The sequence below is a fragment of the Streptomyces sp. NBC_00210 genome, from assembly GCF_045160975.1.
GTDB lineage: Bacteria > Actinomycetota > Actinomycetes > Streptomycetales > Streptomycetaceae > Streptomyces.
The window spans coordinates 7,111,098-7,123,781 of sequence record NZ_CP108120.1 but is presented as its reverse complement, the minus strand read 5'-3'; the positions used below and the strand labels follow the sequence as shown (position 1 = coordinate 7,123,781).

Below are 12,684 nucleotides of genomic sequence, written 5' to 3'. Positions count from 1 at the left end.
CACATGACCCCGGCCTGTCGGCCAGAAGGGGCCCGAAGCCTGAGGGGGATTCGCAGTGCTCCGGGAGCTGACCGGGGTTGCCGGCTGTCCGCGAACAGCCCCCGGACCGCTCGGCACCGACCGGGGGCGTGGGGACCCCCAACACGACCGGACCCGCAGGCCGGAGGCCTGCGGGTCCTGGAGCGGTCCGGCTGGACGCGGCCGTCAGGCTGCTTACGCGGCCTTCGGGGCGTTGACGTCGCTCGGCAGCGCCTTCTGCGCGACCTCGACGAGCGCGGCGAACGCGTTGGCGTCGTTGACCGCGAGCTCGGCCAGGATCTTGCGGTCCACCTCGATGTTGGCGGCCTTCAGACCCTGGATGAGGCGGTTGTACGTCATGCCGTTCTGGCGGGCAGCGGCGTTGATGCGCTGGATCCACAGCTGACGGAAGTCGCCCTTGCGCTTCTTGCGGTCGTTGTAGTTGTAGACCAGGGAGTGGGTGACCTGCTCCTTGGCCTTGCGGTACAGGCGCGAACGCTGACCGCGGTAGCCGCTGGCCTGCTCGAGGATCGCCCGGCGCTTCTTGTGGGCGTTGACTGCCCGCTTGACGCGTGCCACTTGTTAACTCCTTGTAGCGGGGCCGTGGTTGGACTCACACGGCCCGGAAACGATTAGGTCCCGGTCTCGGCGTCCCGTCCCCGGGTCAGCGGGGACGGATGACGTCACTTGCCGAGAAGCTTCTTGATGGTCTTCGAGTCACCCTTGGCCATCTCGGCGTTGCCGGTGAGGCGACGCGTCAGCTTCGACGGCTTGTGCTCGAGCAGGTGGCGCTTGCCGGCACGCTCACGGAGCACCTTGCCGGAGCCGGTGATCTTGAAGCGCTTCTTGGCACCGCTGTGCGTCTTGTTCTTCGGCATCGCGCCGTTATCTCCTCGTCAGTGGCGCTCCCCCGGTGCGGGCACCGGCCAGCGGGAGCGTCAGATCTTGGTTTGTGGTTCCGGGCGGGACCCGGGCCGCCTGGGTGGCAGCCCTTCGGTCACGCCTCGGAGGTCTCGGAAGGCTCCTCGGCCGGAGCCTGGGCAGCCTCTTCCGGGGTCTCCTCGTTCGCGTAGCCCTGGCGCTCCGCCTTGCGGGCGGCCTGAGCCTCACGCGCCTCGGCCATGGCCTCGGTCTTCTTCTTGTGCGGGCCAAGAACCATGATCATGTTCCGGCCGTCCTGCTTCGGGTTCGACTCGATGAATCCGAGGTCCTCGACGTCGGAAGCGAGCCGCTGCAGCAGGCGGAACCCAAGCTCGGGGCGGGACTGCTCACGACCACGGAACATGATCGTGATCTTGACCTTGTCGCCCTGCTTGAGGAACCGTACGACGTGACCCTTCTTGGTGTCATAGTCGTGCGGGTCGATCTTCGGCCGCAGCTTCATCTCCTTGATGACCGTGTGCGCCTGGTTCTTGCGCGCCTCACGGGCCTTCATGGCCGACTCGTACTTGAACTTCCCGTAGTCCATGAGCTTGCACACGGGCGGCCGGGCGTTCGCCGCGACCTCGACCAGGTCGAGGTCGTACTCCTGCGCAAGCTCGAGGGCCTTGGCAAGCGGAACAATCCCGACCTGCTCGCCGCTGGGACCGACAAGTCGCACTTCGGGAACGCGAATCCGGTCGTTGATGCGGGGCTCGGCGCTGATGGATCCTCCTCGGTAGCACCACACGACTGTCTGGCAGACAGCCGCGTAACGTCTGTTTAGTAAGACCAACCGTGCCGGAACGTGAAAAATGCCCCGGACGGGACACAGGCGGCAGCTCCTCGAATACCGGAGCACCGCCGCGGTCAACCGCGGGGCGCACATCGGGCGACCTCCATCGTCCGTACGGAACGATGGGCGCCGCCTGACCGGTGACCCGCCGCCCGTGAGGGTGGCCAGGTGGGAGATCGGAGCCTCCACTTGTGGGTCGGGCACACAGGTGTCCGACCGGTCGTTACACAAGGTTAGCAGCTCCGGGCGGAAGGGGCTAACTCAGGCCACGGCCGGGTCCGGGCCCGGTGGGGCATATCGTGTGCGGCATGAGTGACGCGACCACCCCCAATGAGTCCCCCGACTTCGACGCCATGACCCGCGACATCGCGGAGGTCCCCGCCGTCGAGGTCATCGTCACGGTCGCGGTGAACCTGATGAGCGCGGCCGCCGTGAAGCTCGGCCTGACCGAGGACGGTGCGGAGCACAAGGACCTGGACGAGGCCCGCAAGCTGGTCCATGCGCTGGCCGGTCTCATGGACGCGAGCGCGACGGAGATCAGCTCCTTCCACGCGGCGCCGCTGCGGGACGGGCTGAAGTCGCTGCAGCTGGCGTTCCGCGAGGCGTCGCTGGTGCCGGACGAGCCGGGCCAGGGTCCTGGCGAGAAGTACACGGGTCCCGTCTACGGCTGACCTGTGTACAACTGACCTTTCACCCGCGTACGAACAGGGGCTCGCCCGGAGGGGTGGCCTCGGCCGGCAGCAGCGCCAGGTCGAGGCCCCGCACCAGGCGGGCCCTCAGTACGTCGTCGGCGGCCAGCGCCTCGGCAATGCGGCGGGCCGCCTGTGCCGGGACCGCGTCCGGGGCGAGGACCAGGGCGAGGGTGCCGTCCGCGGCGCCCGGTCCGAGGTGGGCACGGAGCACCGCGGGCTCGGCGGCGACCGCGTCCCGTACCGCCGTCGTGACCGCCGGGTCGTCGAGCGGATCGGCGCTCGTGCGGCCCTCCGCGAGCGCGAGCAGCACACGGCCGCTCAGCTGGTACGGGACGGGACCCGCCAGGTCGATGACGAGCGTGTCGGCCTTCTCGTGCGCGGCCGCCTGCAGCGCCTGATGAAGAGGTACGGCGACGGGGCGGGCGTCGGGATCCCAGCGGGCGAGCGAGGCGGTCGAGGTGAAGGCGGGCAGCGCACGGCGATCGCCTGCGGTGAGCGTGGGGACCGCCATGTCGCTGGTCTTCTCGCGGCGCAGGCCGTTCTCGTCCTCCTCGACCTCGCCGAGGACGGCGACGACGGGGACCAGCAGCCGGGCGTCCTTGAGCGCTTCGAGCACGGGACGCTGAGCCGTCCGGTCCTCGGACCATGCGGCGAGGGCCGCCGTCAGCCGTGGGTCGGCGGTGCCGTCGTCGTCGGAGAAACCGGAGTCGGGGATGTTCTTGAGCGCCACGCGTTGAGCCTAACCTCCCTGCTATGAGTGCCTGTCTCTCGGTCGCCACGCTCGACGCGTCGTACGGCGAAGAGCGCGCCTACCCGGCGGCGAGCATCGTGAAGGTGTCCATCCTGGCCGCGCTGCTGCTTGAGGGGCGTCCGTTGGGCGCACGGGAGCGGGAGCTGGCGCGGGCCATGATCGTACGCAGCGACAATGACGCGGCGACAGAGCTGTGGGCGGCGATCGGGGGCGCGCCGGGGCTGGACGCGGCGCATGCGCGGCTCGGGCTCACGCAGACCAGGGCCGAGCCGGCGTGGGGCCTCACGCGGACCACCGCGCGGGATCAACTCACCCTGCTGCGGGCCGTGTTCGGCGGACCGTACCCCTTTATACGGTCCCTGATGGGGCAGGTGGCCGAGGGGCAGGACTGGGGTGTGTCGGCAGCGGGCGGCGAGTGGGCGCTCAAGAACGGCTGGATGCCGATGCGTGCGACCGGGCTGTGGGTCGTCCACTCCGTCGGGCGGGCCGGGGGCCGGCTGATCGCGGTGTTGTCCGAAGGGCATCCGACGAAGGAGGCGGGCATCGCGTGCGTGGAGGCTGCGGTGCGGGAGGCAGTCGGGTCGGCGTGACGCCGGGGGTCAGCGACGGGCTGATCAGCCTCCGGGGGTCAGCGACGGGCGGGCCGGCCGCCGGGGGTCAGCGACGGGCGGGCCGGCCGCCGCGCCAGAGCACGACCGCGCCTGCGAGCACCAGCGCGCCGATGCCGCCCGCGAGCGCGGCGAGCCAGCCGGCCGGTTCCGCGTCCTGCTGCGCCGGGTCGGGGCCGGGGCCGAAGTACTTCCTGCTGTAGCCCGCGGACGCGGCCTTCAGATCCGCGGGGCGCAGCTTCGCGCCCGCTTTGATGGCGGCGACCGGATCGACCTCGCCATAGCCCCTGGCGTCGTCGCGGCCGCCCTTGGGGCCGTCGTCGGCGGTGTCGGCGAGGAGCTTCTTGATCTGGGCGGGTGTGAGGCCGGGGTGCGCGGCGCGCACCAGGGCGACCGCGCCGGAGACGAATGCGGACGCGGCGCTGGTGCCCCAGCCCTGGTAGTACTTGCGGTCCGGGTCCGCGATGACGATGTCGACGCCGGGGGCACTGACGGTGGCGTACCAGCGGCGGGTGGAGAACGCGGCGTGGGTGCCGAAGCGGTCGACAGCGGTCACGGCGATCACGCCGGGGTAGGCGGCGGGGTAGGAGATGTGGTCCCCCTTCTCGCCGCCGTTGCCCGCCGAGGCGACGACCACGGCGCCCTTGGCCAGGGCGTACTGGACCGCGGCGTCCTCGCCGGCCTCGGGGTGCGCGGACTCGCTGTCGTCACCGAGAGAGAGGTTGATGACATCGGCGCCGTGGTCGGCGGCCCAGCGGATGCCCTGGGCGAGGGCGGTGCCGCGGGAGCTGCGTGCCTTTTCGCGGGCCTTGTCGGTGCCTTCGAGGATGACGCGGACGGGGAGGATCTTCGCCTCGGGGGCGATGCCCATGACTCCGTCCTCATCGCCGAAGCCATGGCCGTGGGCTGCGATGATGCCGGCCATCGCAGTGCCGTGACGGGCCCAGGCGCGGTCGCCGCTCCGGGCGCCGAAGCCGATGAAGTCCTTGCCGGGCAGCACCGAGCCGGCCAGGTCGGGGTGGCTGTCGTCGACGCCGGTGTCGAGGACCGCGACGGTGATGCCCTGGCCCTTGGTGGTGCGCCAGGCCTGGTCCGTCCTCATGGCGTCGAGCCCCCACTGCTGGGCCCGTATCGCGTCGGCGTGCGCGGGCGTCGCCGGCAGGACGGCGAGGACGGCGGCCGCGAGGGTGGCGGCGAGGCGGTGGCGGCGGGTCATTCGGGCTTCTCCGTGGCCGTGCTGACGGTCTTGCGCAGACCGCCCTCGATACGGTCGGCGATGCCCTTGGCCTCATGGCCGAGGCCGGCCTGGGCGGGCGCGGACGTCGCGCCCTGTGCCTTGGCCTCGCCGGCGGGCTGCGGGTCGGTGACGGGGCGGCCGTCGGCGAAGCCGGAGACGGCGTAGACGACGACCGGCATCTCGGTGAGCACGCTCACGGTCCAGCTCGCGCGCTGCCGGTCGCCGAAACGGGCTGCGACGGTGCCATCGGCCGGGAGGGTGCGAGGCATCAGATCGGTGCGCTCGTCGAGCCCTTCCGAGGTGAAGCGGGAGCTCAGCGCGCGCATGGCGTCCGCGTCGGCCTCGGTGAAGATCATCCCGACGGTGGTGACGTTGCTGGCGGTGGCGTCGGTGTACGTGGCGCGCAGCACGCGGCTGCAGCCGACCGTCTGCAGCGACTTGAGCAGCAGCGGGTCGAGGGCCGGCGCGCAGCCGTCGTCGGGCGCGACGGCGATCCGCGTCCAGACCCGGTCGGCGCCGCCGGGGCCTGCGCCGTTGCCCTTGAGAGTGGGCGGGAAGAGCGTGTTGACGGGGACGCTGTGCCACAGGCCGCGGCTGTGGGTGTACCCGGTGGGTGCGGCGGGGTCGGCGCTGGAATCACCGGTGAGCCAACTACCGGTTGCCGCGCCGCCGATCAGCCCGAGTCCGAGTACGACGCAGGCGACGGCACCGAGGGTCCGCAGGGGGTGCCGGGTCCGTACGGGACGGAGCCGGGTGGTCATCTCGGCCGGGGTCTCGGGCGGCGGGAAGGAGTGCCCGCCGGGGTGCGGGGGCCGCGCGCCGGGCAGTGGCGTGAGGTCGACGGCCCCGACGGCCCTGCGCCGCGCGGGCGGCGCGACGGGCCGCGGCGGCACGCCCGAGGGCAGCCGCGGGCCGGGCGGTGTGGAGCGGGGCGCGGAAATGGGCCGCAGCCGGGTGGTTGTCTCGACGGCCGGGGCGGCGGCGGGCGGGGCCGGCGCGGCAGCCGCATTCGCTGCGGCGGCTGCATTCGCTGCGGGAACGCCGGTGGCCGGTCGCCCTGCGTCGGAGGGACCGGGCGGCAGGCCCGGCCGCGGCGGCGCGGCGGACGGCGGCTCCGCGTCGGATCCGTCGGGGCGATCCGGGCGGGGCATGGTTTCCGCAAGCCCGGGCCGGACGTCGGCCGCCGTGGACGCGGCACGCGCGGGCGGCACGTCCGGCCGCGGCACAAGCCCGGCGGGGGGTTGCGGGGCAGCAGGGGCCGCGCCGGGGCGCTCGGCGGTGGTAGCGGGTGCGTCCGCCGGCGCGGTGGCGCCTGCGTCCGCGCCGTCTGCCGGCACACGGGGCACGCCGGAGCCCTCGGGGTGTCCCGGACGCGCGGACGGCGCACGCCCGGGGCGTCCGTCAGCCTCCGACCGCCGGGCGTCCGCAGACGTGGAAGCGGCGCGCGCGGGTGGTACGCCAGGCGGCAGCGGCGCAGGGCCGGGCGGCTCCGCGCGCCGATCCGTCGGCGGGCCGTCCGCACGCACCTGCGGCCGGGCGTCCGCAGGCACGGACGCCGCGCGCGCGGGCGCAAGCCCGGTCGACGGCTGCGGCGCAGGGCGAGGCGGTTCCGCCGGCTCGGACGCGTGCGCAGGTGTATCCGGGGGGAGCAGGTCCGCGATGCCCGAAGTGCGGAGCGGCTTGGGGGGCTCCGGGGAAACCAGTGCCTCCGTGATGCGGGACATACCGGGCGGCGTCTCGTCCTCGTGGCGGCCGGGAGGGCGCTGCGCCTCCGTGCTCATCCCGCCCCCCTGGTTTCTCGTCCACGTACAACGACGGATCGCCTCTCGGGGCAGGCCCGTTCGTCACCGCGTGCCGGTCACTCTACGGGCTCAAACGCACCCCGCGGCAACGAGACCAGGGGTCCGGGTGGATCTGCCCAAAACGTCCTCTTACCCTGCGGTAATCCGGTCTGGCAAGCTCGGGCCATGACTCCCCGTGCCGCTGACCGGGCCCGCTACGACAGGGCCACCGCCCATCTCGACGCCCCACTCGCCGTCGTGGATCTCGACGCGTTCGACGCCAACGCCGACGATCTGGTGCGCCGGGCGGGCGGGAAGCCCATCCGGGTCGCGAGCAAGTCCGTGCGCTGCCGGGCGCTCCTGGAACGGGTCCTTGCGCGGGACGGGTTCGCCGGGATCATGTCGTTCACGCTGGACGAGTCGCTGTGGCTGGCGCGGGCCGGGTTCGACGACGTACTGCTCGCCTACCCGTCCGCCGACCGGTCGGGGTACGCGGAGCTCGCCGCCGACCCCAAGCTGGCCGGCGCCGTGACCGTGATGGTCGACGACCTGGCGCAGCTGGAGCTGATCGACCGCTCGCGGGCCGGCGGCAAGGAGGAGATCCGGATCTGTCTGGAGCTGGACACCTCCCTGAAGCTGCTAGGCGGGCGGGTGCGGATAGGCGCACTGCGCTCCCCGCTGCGCGAGCCCGCGCAGCTTGCCGAGCTGGCCCGGTCGATCGCGCGCCGCCCGGGTTTCCGGCTGGTGGGGCTGATGGCGTACGAGGGACATGTCGCGGGGGTCGGCGACGCCCTGGCGGGGCGGCCGCTGCGATCGCAGGTCATCCGGCTGATGCAGGCCACCGCCCGCAAGGAGCTCGCCGTCCGGCGGGCGGCCGTGGTGCGCGCGGTGCGGGCGGTGACGCCGGACCTGGAGTTCGTCAACGGCGGCGGCACCGGCAGCGTCCAGCACACCGCGGCCGAGGACGCGGTGACCGAGATCGCCGCCGGTTCCGGGCTGTATGTGCCGCGTCTTTTCGACAACTACACGTCGTTCACGGGGCGTCCGGCCGCGCTCTTCGCCCAGCCCGTGGTGCGCAGGCCGGGAGTCGGTGTGGTGACCGTGCTCGGCGGCGGCTACCCCGCATCGGGTGCCGCGGGTGCGGACCGGCTGCCCGTGCCGTATCTCCCGGAAGGGCTGCGCTACGACCCGCAGGAGGGGCCCGGCGAGGTGCAGACCCCGCTGCTCGGCGCGCCTGCCGACGATCTGCTGATCGGCGACAAGGTGTGGTTCCGGCACGCCAAGGCCGGGGAGATGTGCGAGCGCTTCGACACGCTGCACCTGATCGAGGGCGACCGGGTGACGGGGACCGCGCCGACGTACCGGGGCGAGGGCCGCACCTTCCTCTAGCCCGGGCCGATGCTGCTGCCCACCCCGCCGCTCGTCGCATCCCCGATCGGGCGGATGCTCGCGGCGATCTTGTCCATGTCCGCGAGCCCCGGCGCCTCGGGGCTCGCGTCGAAGGCGAACCGGACGATGACCATCGCCTCCGTACCCACCGTCGAGGGGAAGGCCAGCGACTGGACGTACCCGCCGGGGCCCGCTCCGGTGACGACCCGCCAGCGCACCAGATAGCCCGCGCGCCCGGCGACCGCAACGGACTTCGAGGCGAGCACGGTGTGGGACTTGATACCGCCGTAGATGCGGCTGCCGACGGCGTCTTCCTCGTACGCCTTGTCCGCCGCAGTCGCGATGTCCTGCTTGGCCAGCGCCGCGGGCGAGGTCTCGTCCGTCCGCGTCGCGGTGATTGAGGACACCCGGCCGCGTCGGCAGAGCGGCGAGCCGCCGGCCGGGCAGTCGTAGGTCTCCTCCGTGACCATCGTCGTGCCCTCGTCGAGCGAACTGTCCGACTTCTCCCAGCCTTTGGGGACGGGCATGGAGATGCCGTTGAGCTGGTCGGTGAGCAGTGCCGAGTCGTCCTTCGCAGGCGGAGTCGTGGCCTGGCTGTTCTTCGGGTCCGCCGTGGTCGCGGCCGGATCGGAAACGCTCGGCGCGGACTTGGGCTTCGTGCCCTCGTCGTCGTTCCCCAGCAGCACCGCACCGGTGGCGACCGCGGCGACGAGGACAACACCCGCGGTGGCCAGGGCCAGGGTGCTGCCCTTACGGCTCACCGGGTCGGCGGTCGGCGGACCGAAACCGGCGGCCGGGACCTGCTCCTGGAGCTGCCCCTGGACCGGGCGGGTGTGCGCGGTCCAGGCGGCTCCGTCCCACCAGCGTTCGGTGCCGGGCATGTTGGAGTCCGGGTACCAGCCGGCCGGTGTCGTCATGCTCATCCGGCCACCTTAGGGCGCCCGTTCAGGACGGGTACACCGAGTCCCGCTGGTCGGGAACGACGCTGCCGTCCCCCCTGCGTACGGGCGCGGATGTGCCGTCCCGCTCGGTGAATGCCGAGGTGGCGCAGGGGTACGGTGCGGCCTTCCGCTTCTTCGGCTCGATGAACATCGGGTTGACGATCCAGCGGCCGTCACCGTTGTCGTAGGCGCGGCACATGACTTCGTTCTTGTTGCGGTTGAGGACCAGCCGGAGGCCGGTCGCGTCCCGCAGGAAGGAGACGTCGGTGTCGGAGTCGCCCGCCGCGAACACCTGCCGCCGATGGACGGGCTGGACCTGCTCGGCGGCCGCGCCGCGCACCCCGAAGATCTCCTTGTTGATCCAGCAGCGCTTGCCGTCGATGTACGTGATCATCGAGTCGTCGCCGTCCGCGACCGTGCCGCAGCCCTTGAGATGCGAGGTGAGGCGGCCGTGCTCGATGACGTTGCGGATGCCGAGAGCGTGGTCCGCCTGGATGCCGGCTCCGCGCGCCCAGACGTCGACGACGGGCTCGGGCGAGGCCGAGGTGATCCAGACGTCGAAGCCGGCCTTCTGCAGCGTACGGATCAGATCGCGCTGCTGGTCGTAGTAGCGCGCCCAACCGGTCGCCTTGCCCGAGCCGACCTGCTGCTCGGCGCCCACGGGCGCGGCCAGGTTCTCGGCGCGGGCAGCGGCGGCGAAGGTCTGTATCTGCCCGGTCGTCCAGCCGTTCATCAGCTGAGCGAGCCAGGCGTACTGCGGCTCGATCCGGCGGTGGTCGAAGCCGGCGAAAGCGGTCCCACCGCTGGTGGTGGTGCCCTCGGAGTAGACGGAGTTGATCTCGTCGGCGCAGCGCGTGTCCGTACCCGCGGGGAGCGTCCGTACGCCGGTGGGACAGGCGGTTTTCAACGAGCCGGCGGCCTCGGCGGTCAGATAGCGACTGGTGGTGCGCCAGTCACCGCCCCTGGGTGGGCGGATCTTGCTGTTGCGCAGCATCCAGAACATGGTCGCGTCGCCGACGTCGTTCTTGATGACGGTGTTGTCCCAGTCGAAGACGGCGACGGGCTTGTCCTTCTCCTTGCCGTGATCGCCCTCCTTGCCGTGATCGCCGCAGCGTCCGTAGTCGTCGATCAGCTGCTGGAGCCTCGACTTGTTCTCCCCGTACCAGCCCTGCGAGATTTCCAGTGTCGGGCACTTCTGCGGCCTCGCCCGGGCGGGCTGGGCGGCGGCGAGGCCGGTTGTGGCGATGGCGAGCGCTGCGGCTGCCGCGGGCCAGCGGTGCTTGTGGTTCATGAACACTCTCCTTGGTACGCAGAACAGCCGGGCGTCGTGCGACGCCCGGCTGCCGGGGTGTTTGCTGCGGACTGAACTACAGAAGCGAAGTAGCGGTTGACCTACAGAGGCGTGACGTACGCGCCCGAGATTCCGCCGTCGACCAGGAAGTCGGTGGCGTTGATGAACGAGGAGTCGTCGCTGGCGAGGAAGGCCACGGCGGCGGCGAGCTCGTCCGCCTCCGCGAACCGTCCGGCCGGGATGTGGACGAGCCGGCGCGCGGCGCGCTCCGGGTCCTTGGCGAACAGCTCCTGCAGGAGCGGGGTGTTGACCGGTCCCGGGCACAGGGCGTTCACCCGGATCCCCTCGCGGGCGAACTGCACGCCGAGCTCGCGCGACATGGCGAGCACGCCGCCCTTGGACGCGGTGTACGAGATCTGGGAGGTCGCCGCGCCCATGATCGCCACGAAGGACGCGGTGTTGATGATGGAGCCGCGGCCCTGGCGCTGCATATAGGGGATGGCGGCCTTGCAGCAGAGGTAGACGGAGGTGAGGTTGACGTCCTGGACGCGCTTCCAGGCCTCCAGTCCTGTGGTGAGGATGGAGTCGTCGTCGGGCGGCGAGATGCCCGCGTTGTTGAAGGCGATGTCAATACTGCCGTAGGTGTCGTACGCCGTCTTGAACAGCGCCTCGACCTGCTCGGGGTCGGTCACGTCGACACGTACGAAGATGCCGCCGACCTCGTCGGCCGCGGCCTTGCCCGCGATCTCGTCGATGTCGCCACAGACGACGTTCGCGCCCTCGGAGGCCAGGCGGCGCGCGCTGGCGAGGCCGATTCCGCTGCCCGCGCCGGTGATGACTGCGGTACGGCCGACCAGGCGGCGGCAGATGGTGGTCTCGGTCATGGTGTGTTCAGGCCTCCGTGCTGATGAAGACGTTCTTGGTTTCGGTGAAAGCGGCAAGCGCGTCGGGGCCGAGTTCGCGGCCGAGGCCGGACTGCTTGTAGCCGCCGAACGGCGTCCAGTAGCGGACGCTGGAGTGGGAGTTGACGGAGAGGTTGCCGGCGGCGACGGCGCGGGAGACCCGGATCGCGCGGCCGATGTCGCGGGTCCAGATCGACCCTGACAGGCCGTACTCGGTGGCGTTGGCGAGCCGGATCGCCTCGTCCTCGTCCTCGAAGGGAAGGACTGCGGCCACCGGGCCGAAGACCTCCTCACAGGCCGCCGGGGCATCCGGGGCGAGGTCGGTGAGCACGGTCGGCGGGAACCAGAAGCCGGGTCCTTCGGGTGCCGTGCCGCGGATGCCCTTCAGCTCGTCGGGGACGTACGAACGCACCCGTTCCAGCTGGGTCCTGGAGATCAGCGGGCCCATCTGGGTCTTCTCGTCGGCGGGGTCGCCGACCACCACGGACTCGATCGCGGGAGCGAGGAGTTCGAGGAAGCGGTCGTAGACGGAGCGCTGCACCAGGATGCGGGTGCGTGCGCAGCAGTCCTGGCCACTGTTGTCCAGGAAGGACATGGGGGTCGCGGCGACCGCGGCCTCGAGGTCCGAGTCGGCGAAGACGATGTTGGGGCTCTTGCCGCCGAGTTCGAGCGTCACGCGCTTCACGCGGTCGGCGCACCTGGCCATGATGCTCTTGCCGACGCGGGTCGAGCCGGTGAAGACGATCTTCGCCACGCCCGGGTGCTCGACGAGCGCGTTGCCGGCGACGTCGCCCGCGCCCGGCAGCACCTGGAAAAGATCCTCGGGAAGGCCTGCCTCCAGGGCCAGTTCGGCCAGCCGCAGCGCGGTCAGCGGGGTCGTTTCGGCGGGCTTGAGGAGTACGGCGTTGCCCACGGCCAGCGCGGGGGCCGTGCCCCAGGCGGCGATCGGCATGGGGAAGTTCCAGGGCGCGATCACGCCGATGACGCCGAGCGGTTCGAGGATGGTGATGTCGAGGCCGCCCGCGACGGGGATCTGCCGGCCGCTGAGGCGCTCCACTCCCCCGGCCGCGAAGTCGAGGAGGTCGCGGACGTTGCCGGCTTCCCAGCGGGCGTTGCCGATGGTGTGACCGGCCTCCCGCACCTCCAACTGGGCCAGTTCTTCGAGGTGTTCGTCGACGACGGCGGCGAAGCGGCGCAGCAGCCTGGCGCGGTCGGCCGGTGCGGCGGCCGACCAGCCGCGCTGGGCCTGCGCGGCCCTGGCGACAGCCTCGTCGACCTCGGCGGCCGTTGTCGCCCGCACGGTCTCGACGACCTGGCCGGTCGCCGGGTTGAGCACCTCGTGGTACGCGTACGACAAGAC

The 12,684-nt window shown here is 71.9% G+C and carries 13 protein-coding genes; 3 read left to right on the top strand and 10 right to left on the bottom strand.

Annotated elements, in window-relative coordinates:
* Nucleotides 1-213: 213 nt before the first annotated feature.
* The 3 genes from rplT to infC form a co-directional block, all read right to left on the bottom strand.
* Nucleotides 214-597, bottom strand: coding sequence for a 50S ribosomal protein L20 (rplT, locus tag OG729_RS32265; RefSeq protein WP_018103794.1), 384 nt, complete (start codon nt 595-597; stop codon nt 214-216).
* Nucleotides 598-701: 104 nt separating this feature from the next.
* On the bottom strand, nt 702-896 hold the full coding sequence (gene rpmI, locus OG729_RS32260) for a 50S ribosomal protein L35 (protein ID WP_360876182.1): 195 nt from the start codon (nt 894-896) through the stop codon (nt 702-704).
* A gap of 119 nt (nt 897-1,015) precedes the next feature.
* Complete coding sequence (gene infC / locus OG729_RS32255) at nt 1,016-1,687, bottom strand: translation initiation factor IF-3 (protein ID WP_360876180.1); 672 nt, start codon at nt 1,685-1,687, stop codon at nt 1,016-1,018.
* Between the two features lie 353 nt (nt 1,688-2,040).
* On the opposite strand from infC, the gene OG729_RS32250 reads away from it, so the two are divergent.
* Nucleotides 2,041-2,403, top strand: a complete 363-nt coding sequence (locus OG729_RS32250; protein WP_360876178.1) for a DUF1844 domain-containing protein — start codon at nt 2,041-2,043, stop codon at nt 2,401-2,403.
* A 19-nt stretch (nt 2,404-2,422) separates the two neighbouring features.
* Here OG729_RS32250 and OG729_RS32245 read toward each other — a convergent pair whose 3' ends face one another.
* Nucleotides 2,423-3,154: an SseB family protein gene (locus tag OG729_RS32245; RefSeq protein ID WP_405809429.1), complete on the bottom strand. Its 732-nt coding sequence runs from the start codon at nt 3,152-3,154 to the stop codon at nt 2,423-2,425.
* Nucleotides 3,155-3,177: 23 nt separating this feature from the next.
* Between OG729_RS32245 and OG729_RS32240 the strand changes: the two genes are divergently transcribed.
* Nucleotides 3,178-3,765 (top strand): serine hydrolase, encoded by a 588-nt coding sequence (locus OG729_RS32240; RefSeq protein ID WP_405809428.1) that lies wholly within the window; start codon nt 3,178-3,180, stop codon nt 3,763-3,765.
* A 67-nt stretch (nt 3,766-3,832) separates the two neighbouring features.
* Here the strand turns inward: OG729_RS32240 and mycP are convergent, their stop codons facing one another.
* Entirely contained in the window at nt 3,833-4,999 is a 1,167-nt protein-coding gene (mycP, locus tag OG729_RS32235) for a type VII secretion-associated serine protease mycosin (protein WP_405809426.1), read from the bottom strand.
* A complete protein-coding gene (locus OG729_RS32230; protein WP_360876329.1) occupies nt 4,996-5,781 on the bottom strand; it encodes a hypothetical protein in 786 nt (261 codons plus the stop codon). The genes mycP and OG729_RS32230 overlap by 4 nt, the downstream gene beginning before the upstream one ends.
* A 1,206-nt stretch (nt 5,782-6,987) precedes the next feature.
* Here OG729_RS32230 and OG729_RS32225 point away from each other — a divergent pair.
* The gene (locus OG729_RS32225; protein ID WP_405809424.1) at nt 6,988-8,190 is read left to right on the top strand and encodes an amino acid deaminase/aldolase; all 1,203 of its coding nucleotides are present in this window, start codon (nt 6,988-6,990) and stop codon (nt 8,188-8,190) included.
* Here OG729_RS32225 and OG729_RS32220 read toward each other — a convergent pair.
* The 4 genes from OG729_RS32220 to OG729_RS32205 form a co-directional block, all read right to left on the bottom strand.
* Nucleotides 8,187-9,113, bottom strand: coding sequence for a DUF2510 domain-containing protein (locus OG729_RS32220; protein ID WP_405809422.1), 927 nt, complete (start codon nt 9,111-9,113; stop codon nt 8,187-8,189). The two genes, OG729_RS32225 and OG729_RS32220, sit on opposite strands and share 4 nt — an antisense overlap.
* 22 nt (nt 9,114-9,135) lie before the next feature.
* On the bottom strand, nt 9,136-10,422 hold the full coding sequence (locus tag OG729_RS32215) for a haloacid dehalogenase-like hydrolase (RefSeq protein WP_405809421.1): 1,287 nt from the start codon (nt 10,420-10,422) through the stop codon (nt 9,136-9,138).
* Nucleotides 10,423-10,523: 101 nt separating this feature from the next.
* Complete coding sequence (locus OG729_RS32210) at nt 10,524-11,306, bottom strand: 3-oxoacyl-ACP reductase (RefSeq protein WP_405809419.1); 783 nt, start codon at nt 11,304-11,306, stop codon at nt 10,524-10,526.
* A 7-nt stretch (nt 11,307-11,313) separates the two neighbouring features.
* Nucleotides 11,314-12,681 (bottom strand): aldehyde dehydrogenase family protein, encoded by a 1,368-nt coding sequence (locus tag OG729_RS32205; protein ID WP_405809417.1) that lies wholly within the window; start codon nt 12,679-12,681, stop codon nt 11,314-11,316.
* Nucleotides 12,682-12,684 lie beyond the last annotated feature (3 nt).

Bases quoted from the DNA above. Each gene is read 5' to 3' on its own strand.
- mycP (WP_405809426.1), bottom strand. From the start codon at position 4,999: ATGACCCGCCGCCACCGCCTCGCCGCCACCCTCGCGGCCGCCGTCCTC.
- OG729_RS32210 (WP_405809419.1), bottom strand. From the start codon at position 11,306: ATGACCGAGACCACCATCTGCCGCCGCCTGGTCGGCCGTACCGCAGTC.
- OG729_RS32225 (WP_405809424.1), top strand. From the start codon at position 6,988: ATGACTCCCCGTGCCGCTGACCGGGCCCGCTACGACAGGGCCACCGCC.
- OG729_RS32240 (WP_405809428.1), top strand. From the start codon at position 3,178: ATGAGTGCCTGTCTCTCGGTCGCCACGCTCGACGCGTCGTACGGCGAA.
- OG729_RS32250 (WP_360876178.1), top strand. From the start codon at position 2,041: ATGAGTGACGCGACCACCCCCAATGAGTCCCCCGACTTCGACGCCATG.
- OG729_RS32215 (WP_405809421.1), bottom strand. From the start codon at position 10,422: ATGAACCACAAGCACCGCTGGCCCGCGGCAGCCGCAGCGCTCGCCATC.
- OG729_RS32220 (WP_405809422.1), bottom strand. From the start codon at position 9,113: ATGAGCATGACGACACCGGCCGGCTGGTACCCGGACTCCAACATGCCC.
- OG729_RS32230 (WP_360876329.1), bottom strand. From the start codon at position 5,781: ATGACCACCCGGCTCCGTCCCGTACGGACCCGGCACCCCCTGCGGACC.
- rpmI (WP_360876182.1), bottom strand. From the start codon at position 896: ATGCCGAAGAACAAGACGCACAGCGGTGCCAAGAAGCGCTTCAAGATC.